The following is a 22,798-nucleotide window of genomic DNA, read 5'->3' on the forward strand; positions in this document are numbered from 1 at the left end:
GTGATTCAATTTTTATTAAATAACACGCCAATTGAAGTACAAGAATGTTCGCCAAGTCTCACCATTTTGGACTGGCTACGCACCAAAAAAGGGAAAGTGGGCACCAAAGAAGGGTGTGCAACTGGCGACTGTGGCGCGTGCACAATTTTAGTGGGTGAAGAGCATATAAATGCAAACGGGCAAACTAGTTGGCAATACAAAACAATGAACAGCTGTTTATTGTTATTAGGTAATGCGCATGCAAAACATATAGTAACGGTAGAGGCTGTGACTACTGGCTTATACCCAAACTTAACCGATTTACACCCCGTACAACGTGCACTGGTGGAGTGCCATGGTTCGCAGTGTGGTTTTTGTACGCCTGGTATAATAATGAGTTTGTTGGCTCTTTATATTAATGAGCCAACGTACCCTGGTAAAAAAGCGGTTATTCATGCACTTGGCGGTAACTTATGCCGTTGTACAGGTTATAGCCCTATATTACTTGCAGCCGAAAAAGCCTATAGCTATGAGCGTAAAGCTGAACCGTACTCAGCAATGGCCGCTCAATTTAAAGCATCACTTAATACGCAATATGATGACGATATTCCATTTTTAAAAAATGGTCCTCGTAAATTTTACTTACCACAAACTGCCCAGCAACTTGTTGAGCTAAAAGCGCTTTATCCTTATGCACATTTAGTTGCTGGTGGCACCGACTTTGCCATTGAGCTTAGCCAAAACATGCTCTTACCAGATGTAATTATCTCCCTTAGCCAAGTAAAGGACCTTTGCACCTTGGCAGATAATAACGGTGAGTTACACATTGGTGCAGCACTACCTTATAGCCAATTTGTTGAAGTATTTTATAACCATTACCCAGAGTCAAAAGAGCTATTTGAACGCTTAGGATCAAGCCAAGTACGTAACAGCGGCACGCTTGGTGGCAGCATAGGGAATGCCTCTCCTATTGGCGATCCCGCTCCCCTTTTAATCGCTCTTAATGCATCAATGGATTTATTAAGCAGCGCTGGTACGCGCACTATTAAAGTTGCCGACTACTTCATTGATTACAAAAAAACGGTTCTTAAAAGCGATGAAGTAATTAGTAAGTTCACCATTCCAAAGCGCCCAGAGTCGCTAAAACTGGCATGTCATAAAATATCAAAACGCTTTGAAGACGATATATCTACCGTTTGTTTGGTGCTTGCTATAGAGCATTCACAAAACATGATTACTCAAGCCCGCTGCGCTATGGGCGGTATGGCTGCTATTCCTAAGCGCGCGCAGCATATTGAGCAAAAGCTGATATCTCAATCATTACAAGTAAGTAGTTTTATAGACGCAGCAACGGCTATTAACGATGACTTTACGCCCATGAGCGATGTAAGAAGCAGTGCGCATTACCGCACCACGGTAAGCAAAAACTTATTACAACGCATTGGTATTGAGTTTTGTGAGCCACAAGCACGCAACAATAACAACATTGCCATTACGAGGATCTCACATGCGTCACTTTGAAATGGATAAACTAAAAGCGCAAGGTGGTAGCGTTGGAGAATCTAAATATCACGAAAGCGCTATTAAACAAGTTTGTGGCAGTGCAAATTTTGCCGACGATAACCCTGAGCCTTACGGTTGCCTGCATGCCTACCCAGTGCTCGCCCCTGTTACAAGCGGCTTTATTAAATCAATAGATACCAGTCTCGCACTGGCAGTTGAAGGCGTTAAACGTATTTTATCGGCCGAAGATGTTCCGGGTAAATTAGATATTGGCCCGGTATTTCCTGGTGATGTACTGCTGACCAGCCATGAAATTCAATACCACGGGCAACCTGTATTAATTGTCGTTGCCGACACCTATGAAATAGCGCGCCGCGCGGCACGCTTGGTGGTTATAGAGTGCGAGCAAACTACGCCAATACTTGATATTAAAGAAGCCATTAGCAAAGAGCATTGGGTAAGGCCGCCCCATTCACTTAACCGTGGTAACAGCGAAAACGCCATTAATGACGCAACCCACCAGCTTAAAGGCGAAATAAGCATAGGCGGGCAAGAACACTTTTATTTAGAAGGCCAAATTGCGCTGGCGCAACCTGATAATGACGGGGGCATTCATGTTCAGTGCTCTACGCAACACCCTACTGAGGTGCAACACTTAGTCGCTAAAATTTTAAAAAAGCCATTTAGCTTTGTAAACGTAGAAACCCGCCGTATGGGCGGTGCTTTTGGCGGCAAAGAAACCCAAGGCGCACCATGGGCATGCCTTGCAGCTCTTGCGGTTTACCACCTTGGCTGCGCAGTAAAAATGCGCCTAGCCCGTAGCGACGATTTTAAATTAACCGGTAAGCGCCACCCGTTTTATAATCACTATCATGTTGGTTTTGACGAAAATGGTTTAATAGAAGGTGCCGACATTACCGTAAACGGATTTTGTGGCTACTCGCCTGATTTATCAGATGCAATTGTAGACCGCGCCATGTTTCATGTCGATAACGCCTACTACTACCCAGCCGCCACAATTAAGGGTAATCGCTGTAAAGTAAATACCGTAAGCCATACCGCATTTAGAGGATTTGGTGGCCCGCAAGGCATGATTATGGGCGAGCTAATAATGGACGATATAGCCGCCAAATTAGGTAAAGATCCACTTGAGATCCGAAAACTTAATTTATACAAAAAAGGCCGCGATACCACGCCGTACCATCAAACCGTAGAGCAACATATTTTAATAGATATGATTGCTCAGCTTGAGGAGTCGGGTGACTACTGGGCACGTAAAGAGGCTATTAAAGCATTTAACGTATCGTCACCTATTATAAAAAAAGGCCTTGCGATGACGCCGGTTAAATACGGTATATCGTTTACTGTACAACACTTAAACCAAGCCGGTGCATTAGTGCATGTATATAGCGATGGCTCTATACATTTAAACCACGGCGGCACCGAAATGGGCCAAGGGCTGAATACCAAAATTGCGCAAATTGTAGCCCATGGCTTTGGGGTCGATTTTAACGCGGTAAGTATTAGTGCTACGCGTACCGACAAGGTGCCAAACACTTCACCAACAGCGGCCTCAAGTGGTACCGACTTAAACGGCATGGCGGCGCTAAATGCAGTAAACACAATAAAAGAGCGCTTAATTGATTTTATTACCGAGCACTTTGAAGTAGACAGCCAAAGTATTACATTTAAAGATAACCTCATTACTTTTAGTAAAGGGGAAATTAGCTTTAGCGAACTTGCAAATCTTGCTTACATGAATCGTATATCGCTTTCATCTACCGGTTATTACGCCACACCCAAAATTCATTACGACAGAGCCAAAGGCGAAGGCCGCCCATTTTTTTACTACGCACACGGCGTTGCACTGAGTGAAGTAGAAGTAGATACGCTTACGGGCGAAAACACGGTAACTCGCGTTGATATACTGCATGATGTAGGCAGCTCAATTAACCCAGCACTTGATATAGGGCAAATTGAAGGCGCCTTTGTGCAAGGTATGGGCTGGCTAACAACCGAAGACTTACAATGGAATGATAAAGGCCAGCTTGCAAGCTTTGGCCCAGCCAACTACAAAATACCAGCCATTGGCGATACCCCTGCCGAGTTTAACGTCAATCTTTATAACTCAGCAAATCCAGAAACCACCGTGTTTAGATCAAAAGCCGTAGGCGAGCCGCCATTTATGCTGGCCTTTAGTGTATGGAGCGCTATTCGTAATGCAATAAGTAGTGTGGCTGATTATAAATACACCGCCCCACTGGATACACCCGCAACCCCAGAGCGAGTATTGAGTGCAATTGAGCAAACCGCTAGCTGGTTTAAGGAGCATCAACATGACTAATTTAAATGAGTCGTTTCAGGGTTTTCATACGCAAAATTGGGCGCAGGCTATAAACGAGCACGAACAAAGCGGCACTAACTATGTAATTGCCACGGTACTTGGCACCAATGGCTCAACCCCACGCGGCACAGGCTCTAAAATGGTAATAAGCGGCGAGCATATTTACGACACCCTTGGCGGTGGCCATCTTGAGTACGTAGTAATAGAAAAAGCCCGCGAACTACTTTCCAAAGGCGAAGCCGCCCAAGTAATTGAGCAATTTAACCTAGGTGCAAATTTAGGCCAGTGCTGCGGCGGGGTTGCCACCGTTATGCTTGAATGCATGCAATGCGAGCGCTTTACCTTAGACATTTATGGCGCAGGCCACGTAGCACAGGCGCTTATTGGTATATTGGCACAACTACCTATGCGCATACGCTGGATAGATAGCCGCGCCGATGTATTCCCACAGGCTATTCCAAATAACGTAGTAAAAGTGGTTGATGAAGAACCAACAGAGCAAGTAAAACGTGCGCCTAAAGCTAACAACTACTTAATATTGACCCATAACCACCAGCTCGACTTTGCACTCACCCAAGCCATTATTAAACGCGCCGATGCCAATTGGCTTGGTGTAATTGGCTCTGACACTAAAGCCAAACGCTTTAAGCAACGCCTAGCACATCGCGATTTTACAGCCGTTCAAATACAGCAAATGACCTGCCCTGTTGGGCTTAATAACATTTCGGGCAAATTACCAATGGAAGTGGCTATTTCGATTAGTGGACAGCTAATTGGCCTTTATCAGGCTATGCAAACCCAAGAGCCAAAACGCCAAGGCTTGCAATGGCGCACACTAAAAAATGCCTTAATTAGCACCACGCAAGAGGAAGTAAACGCATGAGTAGTTTACAAATAAATACGCTAAATGATGCACAAGTAAAACAAGCACTTGAGCATTGCTGCGCGGCCCCTAACTGGGTGGCGGGCATGGTAAAAGCAATGCCATTTAAAAGTGCTCAGCAGCTGTTTGAATGCGCACAAAGCACATGGGATAACCTTGGCGAAAGCGACTATTTAGCTGCCTTTGAAGGCCACCCGCAAATAGGCGACTTATCAACCCTTAGCAAAAAATACGCTGCTACCGCACAAAAAGCGGGGCATGAGCAATCGGGTATGAGCAAAGCAAACGAAGCCGTACTTACCAAAATGATTGCCCTCAATAAAGAGTACCTGAACAAGTTTGGCTTTATTTTTATTGTGTGCGCCACCGGTAAAACGGCCGAACAAATGCTCGAACTCATAGAGCAGCGCATACACAACACCCGCAGTACAGAGCTAAATATAGCCGCGGGCGAACAAGCCAAAATAACAAAAATAAGATTGGAGTCACTGCTATGAGCAAAAGCCCTATAACTACCCATATACTTGATACAAGCACCGGAAAACCAGCAGCAAATGTTGCTGTTAAGCTATTTAAACTTACAAATAACGAATGGGTACAACTAACCCAAGGCAAAACCGATTCCGATGGGCGAATTACCGATTGGCTAAATACAGAAGTAGAATTTGCAACCTATAAGCTAGTATTTGATTTAGATAGTTATTACCAAAACCAACCTACCCCTGCGTTTTACCCAGAGGCGCAAATAACGTTTAGATTACAAGATACTAAACATCACCATATTCCGTTGTTGCTTAGCCCGTTTGGCTACTCTACATACAGAGGTAGCTAATAATGAGCACGCAAAACAATAATAACTTAACAGTAGTTTGTGCCGATATACTCGACTTTGTTGACGACCCTGCCATTGCTGGCGAAAACGCCCATCGTTTTTTTGAAAAAGGCGCATTAGTTATCAAGCACGGCAAAGTAGTTAAGCTTGGCTATGAGCAAGACATACTGCCTACAATTGATAAATCAGCGCGTGTTATCCGCCACGATGGTAAGCTCGTTATGCCTGGTATGATTGACACACACATACATTTGCCGCAAACCGAAATGGTAGGCGCGTATGGCGAGCAGCTTTTAAGTTGGCTCACCGAATACGCCTTCCCAACCGAAAAAAAGTTTACCTGTGAGCATTATTCAAAAGAGATATCTAACCGCTTTTTAGACGAGCTGCTGCGCAATGGCACAACCACTGCCCTTGTATTTGGCACTGTGCATCCGCAATCGGTTGATGCGTTTTTTAAAGAATCACAAAAACGCAATTTACGCATGATTGCCGGTAAAGTAATGATGGACCGTAACTGCCCTGACGACTTATCTGATTGCGCGCAAACAAGTTATGACGAATCTAAAGCCCTCATCGAAAAATGGCACAATATTGATAGGTTAAGCTACGCAGTTACACCGCGTTTTGCCCCCACATCAACCCCTGAGCAACTTCAAAAATGTACTCAGTTGCTTGAAGAATACCCAGACACCTACCTGCATACACACTTATCTGAAAACAAAGACGAGTGCGAATGGGTAAAAGGACTATTTCCAGAAGCCGAAGATTACTTAGGCGTGTACGAGCAAGCAAAAATGGTACGTAAACGCTCAGTATTTGCCCATAGTATTCATTTATCTGAGCGCGAGCTATGCTGCCTTGCAGATAACAATGCGGCAATATCGCACTGCCCTACCTCAAACCTATTTTTAGGATCAGGACTTTTAAATTTAAAAGCCTGTGAAGAGCACGGCATAAACGTAGGCATGGGTACCGATGTAGGCGCGGGAACAAGCTTTTCTATGCTACAAACAGGTAACGAAGCGTACAAAATTCAGCAATTACAAGGTCAAAAGTTTTCAGCATTTAAAGGGTTGTATTTAGCAACACTCGGCGGTGCTAGAACGCTCGATTTAGAAGGGACAATTGGTAATTTTGAAGCCGGTTGTGAAGCCGATTTTATTGTAATGGATTGTTCAGCAACCCCATTTTTAAAATTTAGAATACAGCATGCCAAAACCCTGCATGAAAAATTATTTGCAATGATGATGTTAGGCGACGACCGCTGCGTTGAGCAGACCTACATTATGGGTAAAAGTGTGTATAAGCGCGATGATAACAATCAATTTTCAGACACCCGCTCACCGGTATTAGAAGAGGCTTAACCGTTATGGAAAACTATTTATTTGAGCTTGCTCATTTAGTACTGCGTTATTTTCATGTTATTGCTGGTATAGCATGGATTGGCGCTTCATTTTATTTTGCATGGCTTGATAACAACCTACAAGCACCACCGCAGTGGAAAATAGATAAAGGCATAAAAGGCGATTTATGGGCCGTGCATGGTGGTGGCTTTTACGAAGTGGCTAAGTATCAAAATGGCCCTGAACAAATGCCGCATACTTTGCACTGGTTTAAGTGGGAAGCCTACACAACGTGGATCACCGGTATATTACTATTTAGCTTACTTTATTATGTTGGCGCCGATGTGTATTTAATTGATAACAGTAAAAGTGAGCTAAGTAAATTTGCAGCTATTGGCGCATCCCTTGGTTTTATTGGCTTAGGTTATGGTGTTTATCGTTTATTGTGTAAAACCTCACTGGTCGAAAACGGCAAAGTGTTTATTGCTGTAGTTATTGGTTTATTAGCTCTGTGGACTTTTGGGGTTGATCAATTATTTAGCGACCGCGCTGTGTATATTCATGTAGGTGCACTTATTGGTACTTGTATGGTTGGCAATGTGTATCACATTATTATGCCAGGCCAACGCTATATGGTAAGTGAAGTAGAAGCTGGTAGAATCCCTGATTCAGCGCCAGGTTTAAAGGCAAAGCTGTGTTCTATTCATAATAACTACGCCACGTTACCTGTGGTATTTATAATGCTGAGCAACCACTTTCCTTATACCTACAGCCACAACTTTGGCTGGCTTATTTTAATTGCGCTGTTTGGTATTGGTATGTGGATACGCCATTATTTTAACTTAAAACATCAAGGTATTAATAAACCCTCAGTACTTGTAAGCGGTATTGCAGCTTTTTTTGCTCTTATGCTCGCCATAGCCCCTTGGCCCAGTACACCAACAAATGCAGGCGAAAGCGCGCCTTTACAAACAAGTATTACCGACGCACAAACGTGGGATATAATTAGCAAGCACTGTACACAGTGTCACAGCGAAACACCCACCTCTGAGCTTTTTCAAACCGCGCCGCTAGGCTTTAAACTCGACTCTATTAGTGATGTAAAAAAATCCAGCACGCTTATTCATACCCGCGCGGTTATAACCAAAGATATGCCACTGGCCAATATGACCAAAATGACAGACACAGAGCGCGAAACGCTAGGCGCTTGGCTCTCAGCACTTAAAAAGGAGCAATAAAATGAGCGAGCAATTTAAAAACTACCCGCGCAATTTAATTGGTTATGGTCCAGATGTACCCCATGCAAATTGGCCCAATAAAGCACGTATTGCCGTGCAAGTGGTATTAAATTACGAAGAAGGCGGCGAAAATTGTGTATTACATGGTGATGCAGCGGCCGAAACTTTTTTATCAGAAATAGTCAGTGCCCCGCATGTTGAAGACCGCCATATAAGCATGGAGTCTATTTACGAATATGGCTCACGCGCTGGCGTGTGGAGGCTACTGCGTTTATTTAAAAAATACGATATACCGGTCACCATTTTTGCAGTGGCGATGGCCCTTGAGCGCCACCCCGATGTAGCTAAAGCCTTTGTTAAAGCGGGCCACGAGATTGCAAGCCATGGCCTGCGCTGGATTAATTATCAAAATATAGATAAGCAAACCGAACGCGAGCATATGCAACAAGCCATTGAGATCATTCAAACGCTTACCGGTAAAAAGCCCAAAGGCTGGTACACAGGGCGCACAAGCCCTAACACAGCAGCCCTTGTGGTAGAAAATGGCTCGTTTTTATATGATGCCGACGATTACAGCGACGACCTACCTTTTTACAGTATTAAAGAAGGTAAACCACAGTTAATAGTGCCCTACACGCTTGATGTAAACGACATGCGCTTTGCTGCCGTGCAGGGTTTTAATGCGGGGGATCAGTTTTATAATTACTTAAAAGATGCATTCGATACACTATACGAGGAAGGCGACCCACAAGGTGAAAACGCCCCAAAGATGATGTCGATAGGTTTGCATTGCCGCCTAATTGGCAGACCAGGAAGAATAAAAGCATTAGCACGGTTTTTAGAATATGCTCGCTCGCATGATCAGGTTTGGTTTGCCACACGTGAGCAAATAGCCGAGCACTGGCTTAAAACCCATCCGTATAAAAAAGCATAGTTTATATTTTTTTAAAACATAAAAAAAGCCCAGCAATGCTGGGCTTAAAGTCACTTTAGGAGTAGTTAGTTAAATGAAACCGTAATGATGTTAGAACATACATTTTCAGTTACACATAATTGGTAATCGTACGATGGTAATGTAGCACCACGTACGTAGTCGCGGTAACGACCTCGGTCAGCAGTAGTATCTACAAGCTCACCATTACGGTAAACACTTAGTGATTCAGCGCCAACACTTTCCCAACTAAGCTCTACACGCATAGTATCGAGGCGAGACTTATTAGCACGTTTTAAGGTGATTTCTAGCTCTACATCACTTACAACAACCGTTTGAGTTGATGTACTTGTATTGCCTTCACTGTCTGTTACCGTTAGTTCTACATCGTAATTACCTGATGCTGCATACACATGCATAGGGTTTTGATCAGATGATGTTGCACCATCGCCAAAGCTCCAGCTCCACTGTGTAATATCGTTATTTGAATCAGTGCTTGAATCAATAAAGTTAACTGTTAAGCCTTGTGTCTCAACGTCAAAACTAGCACGTGGTGGTTGTGGGCTAACTTCGCCAATAGCGCTTAGCGTTAATGACCAGCCATTAATTGTGCCGGTATCGGCTGCAGCAGTATCTTCTACTTGTAGTGTCCAATCGCCTGTAGCAACTTCGCCGTTAAATGATTCAGAAGTAAAGCTTCTAACTATGTCGTCGTTTGAACCACCCACATTGCTTTGTAGCGTTACTTGTGTGCCTTGAGCAGATACTAACTTAACCACTAAGTCGCCTGAGTAAGTATGCGAAATATCTACATCAGCAGTAGTACCAAATACTGTTAAGTCATCAGGAACATTAATTACTGACACTGCACCTACTGGCGAGTTATCAGGAATATCAACACTTGTGTTACTGCTGTAAGTAAAGTCGTTTAAGCCAACAGGTTGAACCATTAATTTAACTGACTGCTCTTTAACAATATCACCAGCTGTAGCTGTTACAGTAAGCTCGTATTCGCCCCACTGAGTGTTAGTATCGGTTTCAACATTTAGCATTACTTCATCGCCTGGGCGCGCTGTAAGCGATGATAAATAAGCGCCGCCTAATGTTGTTGATAACTCAAGCGTTACTTCTTCATCCCATTCGGCAATTGAACCAATTGTAAATGTGTAGTTAGTAGCTTGGCCTGCTTCAATTTGTTGCGTAAGTGGATCGGCTGATATTTTAAAGCCAGGTGTAGGGTCTGCATCAATAAGCGCTTGGTTAACATTAAGACGAGTACCTGCAACCGTTACACCTTGTAGCGCAGCATTTGCATCGCCAGAGTTCATTAGTAAATCTTTCAGCTCTTGAGTGCTAAGCTCAGGATTAATTGACAATACTAACGCTGCAGCACCTGCTACATGTGGCGTTGCCATAGATGTGCCTGAGTAAGATGCATAGCTCTCACCTGGTGTAGTTGATAAAATAGCACTACCCGGCGCGCCCATATCAACGCTTGTTAAACCATAATGTGAAAACCATGAAATACCATCGGTTTGATCCGTACTTGCAACCGATAATACACTTGCGTTTTCGTAGTTAGATGGGTAATGCGGGTTAACATCGTTATCAATAGTATCGTTACCAGCTGCGGCTACAAAGAGTAAATCCGCCGCTTCGCTTGATGCAATTGCATCTGCTAGTGCTTGGCTGTAACCGCCACCACCCCAGCTATTATTTAATACGCGTAAGTTAACGCCTGAGTTTTTAAGGCTAACCATGTAATCAATACACTTAATAGCGTCTGATGTTGAGCCATTACCCGCAGCATCTAAAAACTTACAACCAACAAGTGATACTTCATGGTTAACACCTACAACACCAATACCATTGCCACCACTTGCGCCAATAGTACCTGAAACGTGTGTACCATGGCCTTCGTCATCCATAGGGTCGCCACTGTCAGTAATGGCATTTATACCATGCACGTCATCTATAAAACCGTTACCATCATTATCAATACCATCTCCTGGTATTTCGCTGCTATTTACCCACATATTGCTAGCTAAATCACTGTGGCTGTAATCAATACCCGTATCGATTACACCTACCACTACATCGCGGCTACCTGTCGAAATATCCCATGCTTCTACTGCATCAATATCAGCGTCTGCTGTACCACCCGTTTGACCCTCGTTGTTCAAACCCCAAAGCTCATCAAAACGAGGATCATCTGGCGTACGTGCAATGCTTACTTGGTAATCAGGCTCTACATATTCAATAGCTTGATGAGACTTTAAAAGCGCAATTGCGTCTTTAGTGCTCATTCCCGACACTTTAAACTTAGCTAAGCGACCTGAAAGTAAAGACGTATAGCTGTCATCAAGTTCATCTTTATTTAGATCAGTAATTTTAGCTTTAACTAATGAACGAGCCTGCTTACGCATTTCTTTCGTTGCATTACTTTTATATTTAACAATTATAGAATCACTGCTAGCAGTTACAGATTGCTTTACACCCACATCAGGAACTTTTGCAGCTGCTAAGCACGGAAGTAAGGCAAGAGTAATAATAGATAATTTTGTTTTCATTGTTCTATCCATAGTTTTTTTTGGGTTAGCTTAGATGCTCTAAGCACGTTCTTTCACTATTTCGAGTACAAGGGATCACATGGCATACCCTAAGGAAACAACCAAACTAATCATTTAACAAGTTAAAAAATAAAAACGTTGTTAAAACCAACAATTTTGACCAGTTAAAGTATAAAAAAAACACTAAAGACAGACCTTTTAATGAAATTCACGCAAAGCCATTTACCTAATAAAGGGTCGGAGATTTTTACTGCTTTTAGATTGAATTAATAAAAAACCTCAACAACCGCACCATAACCCACTGAAAAATAAAAATTAAAAAATTGGTAAAAAATGATGATTTCAGAAAATACATTTGAGGAATACAGTAATTGGGTACTTAATAATTAACAGTTATTAAACGTAAGTTAAAAATAATGACAAAGCGTTTAGTGATAATTATTAACTACATCGAAAAATTTTACTTTAAGAGCTTTTCAAGCGGATCACAAAACATTATATCGGCACGGCATGCTGACACAGCAAATACCTTATAAAACCTATAAAATTTAAGGTGTTTGGTTTTAATATTTCAAGGAGAAAATAATGAAGTTGAACAAATCACTTTTAAGCTGCGCAGTTGCAATTGCAATGGGTACTAGCTTTGCTTCTTATGCAGATACTAACAACAAATCAGCATCAAGCTCAGAACTTGCTACCAACGTTTCTGTAGCAAGTGTTGAAAACTCAATGACTCTTATCCAAACTTTTAATGAAAATACTGCACTACTTACACAAGATGGTGATAGCAACACCATGCTTGTAACAACAACCGGTAATAATAACGAAACTGAAGTTGTGCAGAGCCAATTTGGTAATTATGCTGAAGTAATCACCACAGGTGACAACAACTTACAAGTATACAGCCAAGATGGCGTTGCTAATGGTTTTATCTCTGAAGTGACTGGTAATAATAATATGTTATTTGTTTCACAATTTGGCCAAGGCTTTTTTGTAAATAATGAAGCGATTAATATTGTAACTGGTGATGATAATATCATTGATGTTGAACAAGGCACTGGTGGTCACTGGTTCTACAACATGGATATGCAAGGTAACGCAAATGAAATTACCTCACTGCAAACCGGTGAATGGCATGAAGCAGAAATTACGATGCTTACAGGCGACGAAAATACTCTTGATTTAGTTCAAGACGGTTATTGGAGTACCTTTAAAGTAAGTAGTTTACAAGGCAATGACAACGAGCTTGAAGTTGAACAAGTAGGTGATCGTAATGCTGTAGCATTTAGTGCAATTTCTGGTGATGCAAATGAAATTGAAATTGAGCAAGATGGCTTAACTAATGCGGTAACGTTTGCAACTGTAATTGGGGACGACAACCAAATAGATTTAGATCAAGAAGGTTCACTTAACACAATTGAATCAAACTTATTTGAAGGTTCTAATAATGAGGTTTCAGCAACACAAGTTGGCGCTGAAAACTTAATGACAGCCGATTTAATTGGTGACAACAACGAACTAACTTCAATGCAAAACGGTGATTTAAACGAAGCCTACATGGGTGTAATTGGTTCAGACAATGAATTTACATCAGCCCAAATAGGTGATTTAAACTCGATTCACTTAGCTAACTTTAACGGCTCTGGCAATGATGTTGATTTAGTACAAGCTGGCGATGAAAATGCCGTACTTGTTCAATCTTCATACCCAGATGTAACGCTTACATCTAACGATAATGACATCGATATTGCTCAAGACGGCTCTCAAAATGAAGCAATTGTTACCCTTGCTGGCATTTTAGATAGTAATAATAACCAAATTGATATTGCACAAAGTGGCACGTTAAACCTTATTGATATGATGGTTGAAGGCAATAACCACAGCATTGATATTTCACAAACAGGTGAAGGTAACTGGGTTACTGGCGTTGAACAATCAGCATTTTTAGTTGGTGGTGAAAACGTATCGTTTAGTGTTACTCAAATTGGTAACGACAATATTGTTGAAGGCTCAGTAATTGGCTTTGACAGCACTGTATCTGTTACCCAAATTGGTGATGGAAACGCAGCAACAATTACTCAAATGTAATTGTTGAGGTGGGGAGAGCGATCCTCTCCCCTTTTTAAATTATGAAAAAAAATATTAACTTTAATCGTTACCTACTCACACTTTTCCTATGTTTTTCTGGGGCAACTCATGCTGCGGATGAACTAGAAATAGATGGCTTATTACTTGATAGAAGTATTAGCCGCTTTGGTCATCAATTTTATTATGAATTTTCAAACTACTGGCGAGATCTCCCTTCAACAGCTGGTTTTAATATTGAAATAAAAGAAACCGTAATACCAAAAGCGGGTACACAACTTTCTTTAATAATGAATAATCAACTCGTTTACGCGACTTATTTAGGTCGCAGATTAGAACCCCTCGATGAACGTGTTGAGCAAGCTGTTTATACAGTAATAGATGCAATGGCTCGCTCAAACATGGCTGCATCAACACCAGATATGGCTAAAGATGGATGGTAAAATGAAAAAAATAGCCCTTATAATAATAACAATATTAAGCTTTTCAGCTTCCGCGACTGAAATAATTTACACCCCAATAAATCCAAGCTTTGGTGGTAATCCACTCAATGCTAATATGCTGCTGAGCAAAGCACAGGCTCAAAATAAGCACAAGGCTCCGGTAATCGAAAAAGGTTATGCTGAACAATTTCAAGACTCTTTAGAGCGCACTTACTTAAACCGCATGGTAAGAGAAATTACAGATATGGCGTTTGGTGAAGACATTGAAGACAGTCTTTTTGACCAAGACTCAATTTTTATGAGTGGCGATTATCAAATTGAAGTTATAACCAGCACAACCGATTCTATTACAGTAAAAATAACAAACATATTAGATGACTCTGTTGTGATCATTGAAGTACCGAGGTTTGGATAATGTATAAACTACTAATAACAATAACATTACTGAGTTTGAGCGGCTGTACAAGTTTAGGTAAGCTTATTCCACCATCACAGCAAAAAGCAATTAGCCTAGAGCCAACTGAATTATTTGCAGACTTAAAAAACTTACCAAAACCTGTTGGCAGCATTCCGGTATCGGTCTACTCATTTAGAGACCAAACAGGTCAATATAAACCACAAACTAACGTTAGTTCGTTTTCGACTGCCGTTACTCAAGGTGCTAATTCAATACTCGTACAAGCACTGCATGAATCTGATTGGTTTACACCTGTTGAGCGTGAAGGTTTACAAAACATTTTAACTGAGCGAAAAATCATTCGTGCAGGCCAAACTGATAACCCTAACCAGGCTGAGTTACCTCCACTTACCACAGCTAAAATCATTTTAGAGGGCGGTATTATAAGCTATGACACCAATGTGAAAACGGGTGGGTTAGGTATGGAATACTTTGGTATAGGCGCATCTGAGCTTTACCGTGAAGATGCTATTTCAATTTATCTACGCGCTGTGGATGTTCGTACAGGTCAAGTGTTGCTTAGTGTGGCCACCAGCAAAAAAGTATTAAGCCAAGAGATGCGTGCAGGCTTTTTTAGATACGTAAGCTACAAACGTCTAGCTGAAGCTGAAGCCGGCTTTAGTGACAACGAACCTATGAGTATTTGTGTAACTCAGGCAATAGAAAAAGCACTGACAGACCTTATAACAAAAGGCATTGATAAAGGCTTATGGGCTAAAAAAGTGAGCTAATTACACAGGCCGTCATAACAAATAAAAAAGGCTACTAACAGTAGCCTTTTTTATGGGAGAAATTGAGATTATATATGCTATTTATTTAGCCATTGGTAATAAAACAGAAACGTAGCGCTGAGCCCAATTCGCAAGCTCCACCCTGTTACGTGAGTTAGTTTTTTTAAACGCACTGTACAAATGTGTTTTTACAGTGTGGTCGCTAATATTGAGCTTATCAGCAATTGTATTGTTACTCGCACCTTGTGCAATTAAATGAATAACGGACTTTTCTCGCTTTGTTAAATGCTCGTAATCGTCCTGCTTTAATTCAATGTCGTCATGTAGGTTATTAAATGATGATGCCACGGCTAAAATATCGTTAAAAGCTTTTGAAATTACTTTACGCGTAAACCAAAGCTCGCCAGTATCAACACGAACTAACCCTTTAAAAATATCTTCTGGCGCATCAGATTTATAAAAAACGCCATTAAAATGGTTAAGCAATAAGTTTTGCTCGCACACATCTTCTTTATCAACATTAAAGATAACAACACTATGGTGTTTAGCTAAACAAATAAGGTCTGCGGGAATGAGATCTTGCCATTTGCTTTTAGCACCATCTATTAAAAACAAATCATAATTTGCACGCTGCTCAGCTTTAGGAATAACATCGTCCATTTTAATATCACCAAACAAGGCCTGTAGTGTTCTTAAAATAGCTGTGTAGTTGTGTGAATGAAAAGATGATTGAAATGTAGTTTTTACGAATACTGAGTTTTTATGGGGCATAAATTTCGTCCTTGAAACATTTACACTACATTACCTAAATCAAATACAACTTACAATGAGATTTTGGTATTAAAATAAAGTTATCGTTTCTCATCCTAAAACAGATAAAAACCTATTAAATCAATACATAACCTGCATTACTTTTATTTTACAATTGATTTTGTAAGATAAATAACAGATCGGATTAGTAGTTTAGTAATTTATAAAATCGAGTCGTTACGCCATTAGTCCAACCAAAACCCTGCTGTACTTGATATTCACCACCACCGGCTAAAACCGCTGGTGTGCACACATTGTATTTTTCGAGTAAGCACTTATTTACTGCAAAATTTTGCTCAACCATATTTACCCAATTTTGCATTATATGTATACTCAATTGAGTAATACCGTAGTTATTAAGCCCTTTTACCGCAAGCCATTGGAGTGGAGCCCAACCATTTGGACTATCCCACTGCTGAGGCGTTTGAGTAATAGTTGTAACAATGCCACCCTCTTTTAAAAATTCATTGGCTAATATTGTAGCTACCTTGATTGCTTGCTCATTACTGGCTAAATTAACAAATAAAGCAGTAGTTGCCGCCGCACTAAGTATTGGAGATTGAGTCGTTATACGGCAGTTATAATCAACAAAAAAACCGGTTGGTTCATTCCAAAGGTAAGCATTAATAAGTGCCTTGCGATTGCTGGCAAGTAATTGGTAATGCTCTGCTTGTTCACTATTGCCGAGCAATTGAAAGAATTTGCTTAATTGATTCTCTAAGTTATACATAAGGCAGTTTAAATCTATAGGAACAATATCAGTTGTTTGAATAGAGCTTAGTAAATTAGACTCACCAAGCCAACGAGAACTAAAGTCCCAACCCGACTCACATGCAGCGCGAATATTACGATAAAAATCAGATTTTTTCTCCTTCGCCAACCCTTCCGCTAGCGCTAAATCTTCACGCAATGACTCTGCTCTTGGCTCACTTACATCGTCCCAATAACGATTTAAAACACCACCACAAGGCATTCTTACTACCCGCTTTGAGCCCAATAAATCACTCGAAAGCAACTGCGCGTCTTGCATCCAAAATATATATTCTTTTTCAAGTGCTGCAACACACATAGCAAGCCATTGCGTATTGAGTGATTTGCTATGCGTATGTTCCCATAATAACTCGACCATGAGTGCTAAAACCGGTGGCTGCGAGCGTGATAAATAATAGCGACGGTTACCATTTGGAATACAACCATAATCGTTAATTAAATCTACAAAGTTAAGTAGCATATCTTCAACTACATCACCTTTATCTGCATCGATTAAGCCCAATGCTGTAAAATAACTATCCCAATAGTAAATCTCTTGAAAGCGCCCGCCAGGCACAATATAGCTGTGCTTTAGTGCTAGTAATGAATCTTGCTTCGGGGTATCCGCCTCTCTTCTAAGGCCACTCCATAACGAGTCTATATAATGTTTAACCGATGACGTATCAGCCTCAGTGCCCATTGCTAGCACTGGGGAAGTAATAAAGTGTGCGTTTACAAACTCACTAAGCTGCGTATTAGTTAAAGGCGCTAATTGTTCATAGCTTTTACATGCACTTTGCCAATTAACACGCGCAATTGCATCTGCGAATGTTTTACAGTCGCTAAATACATGCTGCATTTGAACATCTTTAAATAATTGGCTGTCAAAAAAACTCATAACTTTCCTTACTGTTAAGCTGTTGTTGCGTGTTGTGAGATAGCGTCGGTTCGTTTTTTGAAAAAAATCACGCTAATAAAAATCAAACTAATGGGAACCAAAGAAAGGTAAAACGCATGCTGGCCACTAAAGTGCTCAAATACATAACCAGTTATTATTGAGCCTGTTGTTCCACCAAGTGCTGAAAAAACTACAATTAAACCAGTCATAGCGGCATGACGATGTTTTTCAAGAGCGCTGAGAATAACTGAGTTAAGTACCGGATAAATAGGCGCCATGAAAAAGCCAATTAACGGTAAAATAAATGCAGCAAGTGGTGCATCAAATAAGCTAATTACTGTATTTTCAGTAACATTCTCAGTAAGCGGTAGGGTAATAAGTATGAGGCCGGCCATCGCAATTAAACAACTGCTCAATACAACAAACCAGTGAATGTGTTTAAGTACTTGCCCTGCTACTAAGCGCCCAAATGCAAGTGCCGCAGCAAAAATACTGGCCAGCTGAATACTAATAGCTATAGGAAGTTTTAAAACTTCATTATTGAATGTGGGTAGCCAAGTACCGACGCCCTGCTCAATTAATACGTATAAAAAAGCACTAATTATAAATATGAGTACCAACGGTTGATATGTTAGCTTAAGCATGGCGATAAAATCGAACCAACCAGAGCGTTTAGTTTTACTTATAATGGCGGGCTTTATAGGCGCAGCAATTACGCTCGCTATAACGATTAGGGCTAGAGCTGCTAGTAAGTAATAAACGTTGAGCCACGCGGTTGAATCGTTTGGATCTATAAAAGCAGTAAAAATCCAATAGCCACTTAACACACCAACCATGAAAATGCCCTCAATGGTGTTTAACAATGAAGAGTGGCTATTTGCATCATCTGTCACTTGGCCGATAATAGAGTAAACCGACACTTTAACCACAGCAAAGCCACAACCAATGGCGGCAAATAAAATTTTAAACGCATAAAAGTCACTAATTAAAGCCGTACTTACACAAGCAAGGGCAACAACAGTAAGTGCCCCAAGCATAGCCAGTTTATAGCCTAGGCGAGGAATAAACGAAGCCACTACAAATGACATTATCGCAATGGATAAATCTTTAAACCCCTCAAGCACTGAAGCTTCTGTTTTACTTACCCCAAGGGTATTTATTGCCTGCAAAATAACGGTGCCCACGCTATTTAACAAAATAGCGAAAATAAAGTAACTTGCTGCAATTGCCAGTGTGACTTTTGTTTTACTCATAATTGTCCTCGCTTTACAGCGTTATTTAAACGCTATAACGACCTTTATTGTATGCACATAACGAGTGCATACACAGTGTGTGTTTATATCAGTGAGGTTTGAGTTTAGTTTAGAATAGCCCCTAATGCAATCGTTTGCATTTTAAATTTAACATTAACTCAACATGATTTATAAACTATCTTTTACTTGATTGGCGGGTAATCAGTTCAATATCAATTACTTGTGATTCAACTTTTTCACCAGCTAGTTGCTGCATCAATTTTTGAACTAATAGCGTGGCTGCGTACTGTGTGTTTTGTCGGATAGTTGATAATGAAGGGTGGCTAATGTCGGCCATAGCAATATCATCAAAACCTACTAGAGCGACATCATTAGGAATGCTTACATAACGCTCTTTTAAGGCTTTCATGGCACCTAAGGCAACCATATCACTACATGCAACTATAGCATCAAAATAAAGGCCTTTTTCACGCAGTAATTGGTTAATTGATTGATATGCTGAGCTACTTGTAATATCAATAGATACAACATGTTGCTCTAATTTATGGGATGCTAATGCGGCAGAGTACCCTCTATGACGCTCACTAATTTCACCATGTTCTGGGTCGCCTAAAAATACAATGTTTTTAGCTCCGTGCTCTATTAAATGCGTTGTTGCTTGCAAGCCTCCCAAGTAATTGTCACTTCCTACAATGGGGTAGTTGCTAGGTGTTTTAGGGTCTCCCCATACCACCAGCGGAATACCTGCGTTAGCTGCATTTTCTATATTGATTTGGTTTTTACCTTGACCTACAACAATAATACCGTCTGCACGGCGGCTATTAATAAAATAATTAGCCCAATCGTCTTGCGCCATGATTGAATTAGATAGTAAAAGCTCTAACCCTTGCTGATTAAGTGCAAGATTAATTTCGCTCACTACTTTAAGTAAAAACGGATCGCTAATCGACTGCTCTGTTTGTTCGTCAAGGTTAATTATAACCGCAACTACATTGGTTTTTTGTGTCCGCAACCGACTTGCAGCCGTATTAAGGCTAAAATTATGCTCTTTAGCTAAGCGCTGAAGTTTATCGCGGGTTTCTTGCTTAATTAGCGGGTTATCATTAAGCGCACGCGAAACTGTAGAGGTAGACACGCCTGCTAGTTTCGCTAAATCAGTTAATTTAATTTTTTTGTTATTCATGATCTTCCTAAATAGTCGCTTACCACTGATCAATACAATTATCTAACTCGCTGACAATATAGCATTATTATTTTTTGCTGGCGCGAACAACGACCTAAAAAGTGTTTAACATATAAATAAGCTCAATAAATAAACTATATAAATTCATAAATAATTTACAAATAAATATTGCAAACGTTTGCATTTATCTCTAAGGTTTCAATATACACAGCCTATTTACAATGATTTTTAGTAAAAAGGCTGCTGAAATACACTGTTTAATACACTAAAAACGGGATCACACACATGAAAATCAATAAAGCAAAAAGTACATTAGCGTGTGCAATTACTTTAGCGCTTAGCACTCAATGCGCATTTGCAGCAGAGCAAACACAAGAAAAACAGAAAGTTGAGCGCATTGTGGTATCGGGAACACCTACGGGTGTTGGAGTTAGAAAAATTGATGCCAGCTATGCGGTAACTAATATCGATAGTGAACAAATTATTAAACTGTCTCCAAAAAGCACCGCTGACTTGTTTAAAGCAATACCTGGTGTTTGGGTAGAAAGCTCAGGTGGTGAATCGGGCGCTAATGTATTTGTTCGTGGTTTTCCTGGTGGTGGTGATGCCCCATTTTTAACACTCAGTATTGAAGGCTCACCTATTTATCCTGCTTCAACATTGTCATTTTTAGAGAACTCATCAATGTTTCGTATTGATGAAACCATTGAGACAGTAGAAGCCCTGCGTGGTGGACCTAATCCTGTTTTATCTAACGGACAACCAGGATTAACAACCAATTTTAGATTAAAACGTGGTGGCGAAGAAACAGAAGGCTTATTTAAATACACAACTTCTGATTACGACTTACAGCGAGTTGATGCTGTGATGAGTGGTGAAATTACTGACGATTTATACTTTATGGTTGGCGGTTACGTAAAAAGCTCACCGGGTATTCGTGATGCGGGCTTTACTTCTGAAAAGGGTAGCCAATTTACAATCAACATTACTAAAGATTTAGACAACGGTGAGCTTAACTTTTATACCCGCCAAACAGACGATCACGGTGCATGGTACTTACCAACCCCCCTTAATGTTGATGGTATTGACGCAGAATATACGCAACTTGGTACGCTAAATCGTCAAGCAACAATATTTACAGGCCCCGATGCACAAGCACTTGATATTGACCTAGGTGATGGCCGAGGATGGGACGGCCATGTTTCGGGCGGTAGTATTAAGCTAGAGCTAAAAGGTGGTTGGCATTTTTCAGATCGCTTTAACATTACCAAAGGCGATGCAAATACCTACGGTTTAGTACCTAGTGGCTCAGCAACAACGGTTGGAGCAGTTGCTGATAACGGCCAAACTGCATTTGGAGCAGTTACAAACACTGAATACGCAAGCGATACCCCAGTCCAACAACTTGGTCGATGGGTAGTACTTAAAGAAATCAGCTCATTTACTAATGATTTAGCTTTTTCGAAAAAATTTGGCGACCTATCAACAACCTTTGGATATTACACTGCAAGTACTTCAGCAAAAGATTGGTGGAGCTTAGGTAACACTGCATACCATGTACTTGAATCAGGTGGCGAAGCATTGGCTGGGATTGAATGTAATCAAAACACCGATGGTTGTGATTTTAACTACGACATAAGCTCAACAGGTGATGCGCGCACTAACGCGTTTTATGTCACCGGTGAATACAAATTTGCTGATGCGTTTACACTTGATGTTGGCGTACGTCAAGAAAACCACGAAGTAGAATACAGTGTAGATGAGGGCCTTGACGGTATTATTACTAAAACCGTTAGCTATGATGAAAGTAAAACATCGTGGACTACAGGGTTAAACTATTCAATTAATGATGATATGGGTGTGTTTGCCCGTGTTAACCGTGGTTATAAAATGCCTTACTTTGATGACTTTAGAGATAACTTTGATGCTTACGAAGGCGGCGAAAAGCTTATTAAAGAAATAACTCAAGGCGAGCTTGGCTATAAGTTAATTACTGAATCAACCGACTTTTATGCAACCGTATTTGTAAATGAAGTTAAAGGCGACACATTTGTAAGACGACCTGGCGTACCAGCAGAAATTTTAACAAACGAAGCATACGGTATAGAGCTTGATTACAACTTTAATCATGATTCTGGTTTTTCTGTTAATTTAAATACGACATTACAAAATGCTGAAATTACAGAGAGCCCAACAAACGATGGTAACCAGTCGCAGCGCCAACCAAAATGGCAAGTACGTATAACGCCAAGTTACGATTTTGAGCTACAAGGTATGTATGCAACTTTATACGGTACGCTTTCAGCGGTTGATGATCGCTTTGGCAATAACGAAAACACTGTAACACTCGATGGCTACGAAAAAGTTGATTTAGGTTTAATATTAGAACCAATGGAAGGCATCAAGCTTCAAGTAGCAATAGATAACTTAACGGATGAGCAAGGCATTACAGAAGGCGATCCACGTAATGCTGATGCACCAAATGGTCGTTACATTATGCCTCGTACAACGCGCTTTAGTGTAAGTTACGCGTTTTAAATAAAATACAATATAAAGGGAGCA

Annotated in this window: 18 protein-coding genes; 13 read left to right on the forward strand and 5 right to left on the reverse strand. The window is 40.8% G+C overall.

The window, feature by feature from the left end; genetic code table 11:
* From xdhA to puuE, 8 genes are read left to right on the forward strand one after another with little or no spacing between them, the layout of a single operon-like run.
* On the forward strand, nt 1-1,500 hold the full coding sequence (gene xdhA, locus H5157_RS03015; RefSeq protein WP_182724103.1) for a xanthine dehydrogenase small subunit: 1,500 nt from the start codon (nt 1-3) through the stop codon (nt 1,498-1,500).
* Nucleotides 1,487-3,826: a xanthine dehydrogenase molybdopterin binding subunit gene (gene xdhB, locus H5157_RS03020; RefSeq protein ID WP_182724104.1), complete on the forward strand. Its 2,340-nt coding sequence runs from the start codon at nt 1,487-1,489 to the stop codon at nt 3,824-3,826. Before xdhA ends, xdhB begins: the two co-directional genes overlap by 14 nt.
* Nucleotides 3,819-4,709: a xanthine dehydrogenase accessory protein XdhC gene (gene xdhC, locus H5157_RS03025; RefSeq protein WP_182724105.1), complete on the forward strand. Its 891-nt coding sequence runs from the start codon at nt 3,819-3,821 to the stop codon at nt 4,707-4,709. Before xdhB ends, xdhC begins: the two co-directional genes overlap by 8 nt.
* A complete protein-coding gene (gene uraD, locus H5157_RS03030; protein WP_024606698.1) occupies nt 4,706-5,206 on the forward strand; it encodes a 2-oxo-4-hydroxy-4-carboxy-5-ureidoimidazoline decarboxylase in 501 nt (166 codons plus the stop codon). The genes xdhC and uraD overlap by 4 nt, the downstream gene beginning before the upstream one ends.
* Complete coding sequence (uraH, locus tag H5157_RS03035) at nt 5,203-5,541, forward strand: hydroxyisourate hydrolase (protein WP_024595278.1); 339 nt, start codon at nt 5,203-5,205, stop codon at nt 5,539-5,541. The genes uraD and uraH overlap by 4 nt, the downstream gene beginning before the upstream one ends.
* Before the next feature lie 2 nt (nt 5,542-5,543).
* The gene (gene guaD / locus H5157_RS03040; protein WP_024595279.1) at nt 5,544-6,908 is read left to right on the forward strand and encodes a guanine deaminase; all 1,365 of its coding nucleotides are present in this window, start codon (nt 5,544-5,546) and stop codon (nt 6,906-6,908) included.
* 5 nt (nt 6,909-6,913) lie between these two features.
* A complete protein-coding gene (locus tag H5157_RS03045; protein WP_182724106.1) occupies nt 6,914-8,125 on the forward strand; it encodes a urate hydroxylase PuuD in 1,212 nt (403 codons plus the stop codon).
* A gap of 1 nt (nt 8,126) precedes the next feature.
* Nucleotides 8,127-9,059: an allantoinase PuuE gene (gene puuE / locus H5157_RS03050; RefSeq protein ID WP_182716246.1), complete on the forward strand. Its 933-nt coding sequence runs from the start codon at nt 8,127-8,129 to the stop codon at nt 9,057-9,059.
* Nucleotides 9,060-9,124: 65 nt separating this feature from the next.
* On the opposite strand, the gene H5157_RS03055 is transcribed toward puuE, so the two are convergent.
* A complete protein-coding gene (locus H5157_RS03055) occupies nt 9,125-11,626 on the reverse strand; it encodes a S8 family serine peptidase (protein ID WP_182724107.1) in 2,502 nt (833 codons plus the stop codon).
* Nucleotides 11,627-12,211: 585 nt separating this feature from the next.
* Here H5157_RS03055 and H5157_RS03060 point away from each other — a divergent pair.
* Genes H5157_RS03060 through H5157_RS03075 form a run of 4 tightly spaced genes read left to right on the forward strand, consistent with a single transcriptional unit; the run spans nt 12,212 to nt 15,342 of the window.
* Nucleotides 12,212-13,714: a curlin gene (locus tag H5157_RS03060; RefSeq protein ID WP_024595595.1), complete on the forward strand. Its 1,503-nt coding sequence runs from the start codon at nt 12,212-12,214 to the stop codon at nt 13,712-13,714.
* A 41-nt stretch (nt 13,715-13,755) separates the two neighbouring features.
* Nucleotides 13,756-14,154: a curli production assembly/transport protein CsgE gene (locus H5157_RS03065; protein ID WP_024595596.1), complete on the forward strand. Its 399-nt coding sequence runs from the start codon at nt 13,756-13,758 to the stop codon at nt 14,152-14,154.
* Complete coding sequence (locus H5157_RS03070; protein WP_182693048.1) at nt 14,144-14,569, forward strand: curli assembly protein CsgF; 426 nt, start codon at nt 14,144-14,146, stop codon at nt 14,567-14,569. The genes H5157_RS03065 and H5157_RS03070 overlap by 11 nt, the downstream gene beginning before the upstream one ends.
* A complete protein-coding gene (locus H5157_RS03075; protein WP_182724108.1) occupies nt 14,569-15,342 on the forward strand; it encodes a CsgG/HfaB family protein in 774 nt (257 codons plus the stop codon). Before H5157_RS03070 ends, H5157_RS03075 begins: the two co-directional genes overlap by 1 nt.
* Before the next feature lie 81 nt (nt 15,343-15,423).
* Here H5157_RS03075 and H5157_RS03080 read toward each other — a convergent pair whose 3' ends face one another.
* From H5157_RS03080 to H5157_RS03095, 4 genes are all read right to left on the reverse strand, one after another.
* Nucleotides 15,424-16,113, reverse strand: a complete 690-nt coding sequence (locus H5157_RS03080; protein ID WP_182724109.1) for a LuxR C-terminal-related transcriptional regulator — start codon at nt 16,111-16,113, stop codon at nt 15,424-15,426.
* A 184-nt stretch (nt 16,114-16,297) separates the two neighbouring features.
* Nucleotides 16,298-17,800: a trehalase family glycosidase gene (locus H5157_RS03085; protein WP_182724110.1), complete on the reverse strand. Its 1,503-nt coding sequence runs from the start codon at nt 17,798-17,800 to the stop codon at nt 16,298-16,300.
* 14 nt (nt 17,801-17,814) lie between these two features.
* A complete protein-coding gene (locus tag H5157_RS03090; protein WP_182693046.1) occupies nt 17,815-19,053 on the reverse strand; it encodes a sugar MFS transporter in 1,239 nt (412 codons plus the stop codon).
* 175 nt (nt 19,054-19,228) lie between these two features.
* Nucleotides 19,229-20,236 (reverse strand): LacI family DNA-binding transcriptional regulator, encoded by a 1,008-nt coding sequence (locus H5157_RS03095; RefSeq protein WP_182693045.1) that lies wholly within the window; start codon nt 20,234-20,236, stop codon nt 19,229-19,231.
* A gap of 285 nt (nt 20,237-20,521) precedes the next feature.
* On the opposite strand from H5157_RS03095, the gene H5157_RS03100 reads away from it, so the two are divergent.
* Complete coding sequence (locus H5157_RS03100) at nt 20,522-22,774, forward strand: TonB-dependent receptor (RefSeq protein ID WP_182724111.1); 2,253 nt, start codon at nt 20,522-20,524, stop codon at nt 22,772-22,774.
* Nucleotides 22,775-22,798: the final 24 nt, after the last annotated feature.

It is taken from the genome of Pseudoalteromonas sp. SG43-3 (assembly GCF_014164385.1).
Classification (GTDB): Bacteria; Pseudomonadota; Gammaproteobacteria; order Enterobacterales; family Alteromonadaceae; genus Pseudoalteromonas; species Pseudoalteromonas distincta.

Bases quoted from the DNA above. Each gene is read 5' to 3' on its own strand.
- uraD (WP_024606698.1), top strand. From the start codon at position 4,706: ATGAGTAGTTTACAAATAAATACGCTAAATGATGCACAAGTAAAACAA.
- H5157_RS03070 (WP_182693048.1), top strand. From the start codon at position 14,144: ATGGATGGTAAAATGAAAAAAATAGCCCTTATAATAATAACAATATTA.
- xdhC (WP_182724105.1), top strand. From the start codon at position 3,819: ATGACTAATTTAAATGAGTCGTTTCAGGGTTTTCATACGCAAAATTGG.
- guaD (WP_024595279.1), top strand. From the start codon at position 5,544: ATGAGCACGCAAAACAATAATAACTTAACAGTAGTTTGTGCCGATATA.
- H5157_RS03045 (WP_182724106.1), top strand. From the start codon at position 6,914: ATGGAAAACTATTTATTTGAGCTTGCTCATTTAGTACTGCGTTATTTT.
- H5157_RS03080 (WP_182724109.1), bottom strand. From the start codon at position 16,113: ATGCCCCATAAAAACTCAGTATTCGTAAAAACTACATTTCAATCATCT.
- H5157_RS03085 (WP_182724110.1), bottom strand. From the start codon at position 17,800: ATGAGTTTTTTTGACAGCCAATTATTTAAAGATGTTCAAATGCAGCAT.
- H5157_RS03075 (WP_182724108.1), top strand. From the start codon at position 14,569: ATGTATAAACTACTAATAACAATAACATTACTGAGTTTGAGCGGCTGT.
- H5157_RS03100 (WP_182724111.1), top strand. From the start codon at position 20,522: ATGAAAATCAATAAAGCAAAAAGTACATTAGCGTGTGCAATTACTTTA.
- uraH (WP_024595278.1), top strand. From the start codon at position 5,203: ATGAGCAAAAGCCCTATAACTACCCATATACTTGATACAAGCACCGGA.
- puuE (WP_182716246.1), top strand. From the start codon at position 8,127: ATGAGCGAGCAATTTAAAAACTACCCGCGCAATTTAATTGGTTATGGT.
- H5157_RS03055 (WP_182724107.1), bottom strand. From the start codon at position 11,626: ATGAAAACAAAATTATCTATTATTACTCTTGCCTTACTTCCGTGCTTA.
- H5157_RS03060 (WP_024595595.1), top strand. From the start codon at position 12,212: ATGAAGTTGAACAAATCACTTTTAAGCTGCGCAGTTGCAATTGCAATG.
- H5157_RS03090 (WP_182693046.1), bottom strand. From the start codon at position 19,053: ATGAGTAAAACAAAAGTCACACTGGCAATTGCAGCAAGTTACTTTATT.
- xdhB (WP_182724104.1), top strand. From the start codon at position 1,487: ATGCGTCACTTTGAAATGGATAAACTAAAAGCGCAAGGTGGTAGCGTT.
- H5157_RS03095 (WP_182693045.1), bottom strand. From the start codon at position 20,236: ATGAATAACAAAAAAATTAAATTAACTGATTTAGCGAAACTAGCAGGC.
- H5157_RS03065 (WP_024595596.1), top strand. From the start codon at position 13,756: ATGAAAAAAAATATTAACTTTAATCGTTACCTACTCACACTTTTCCTA.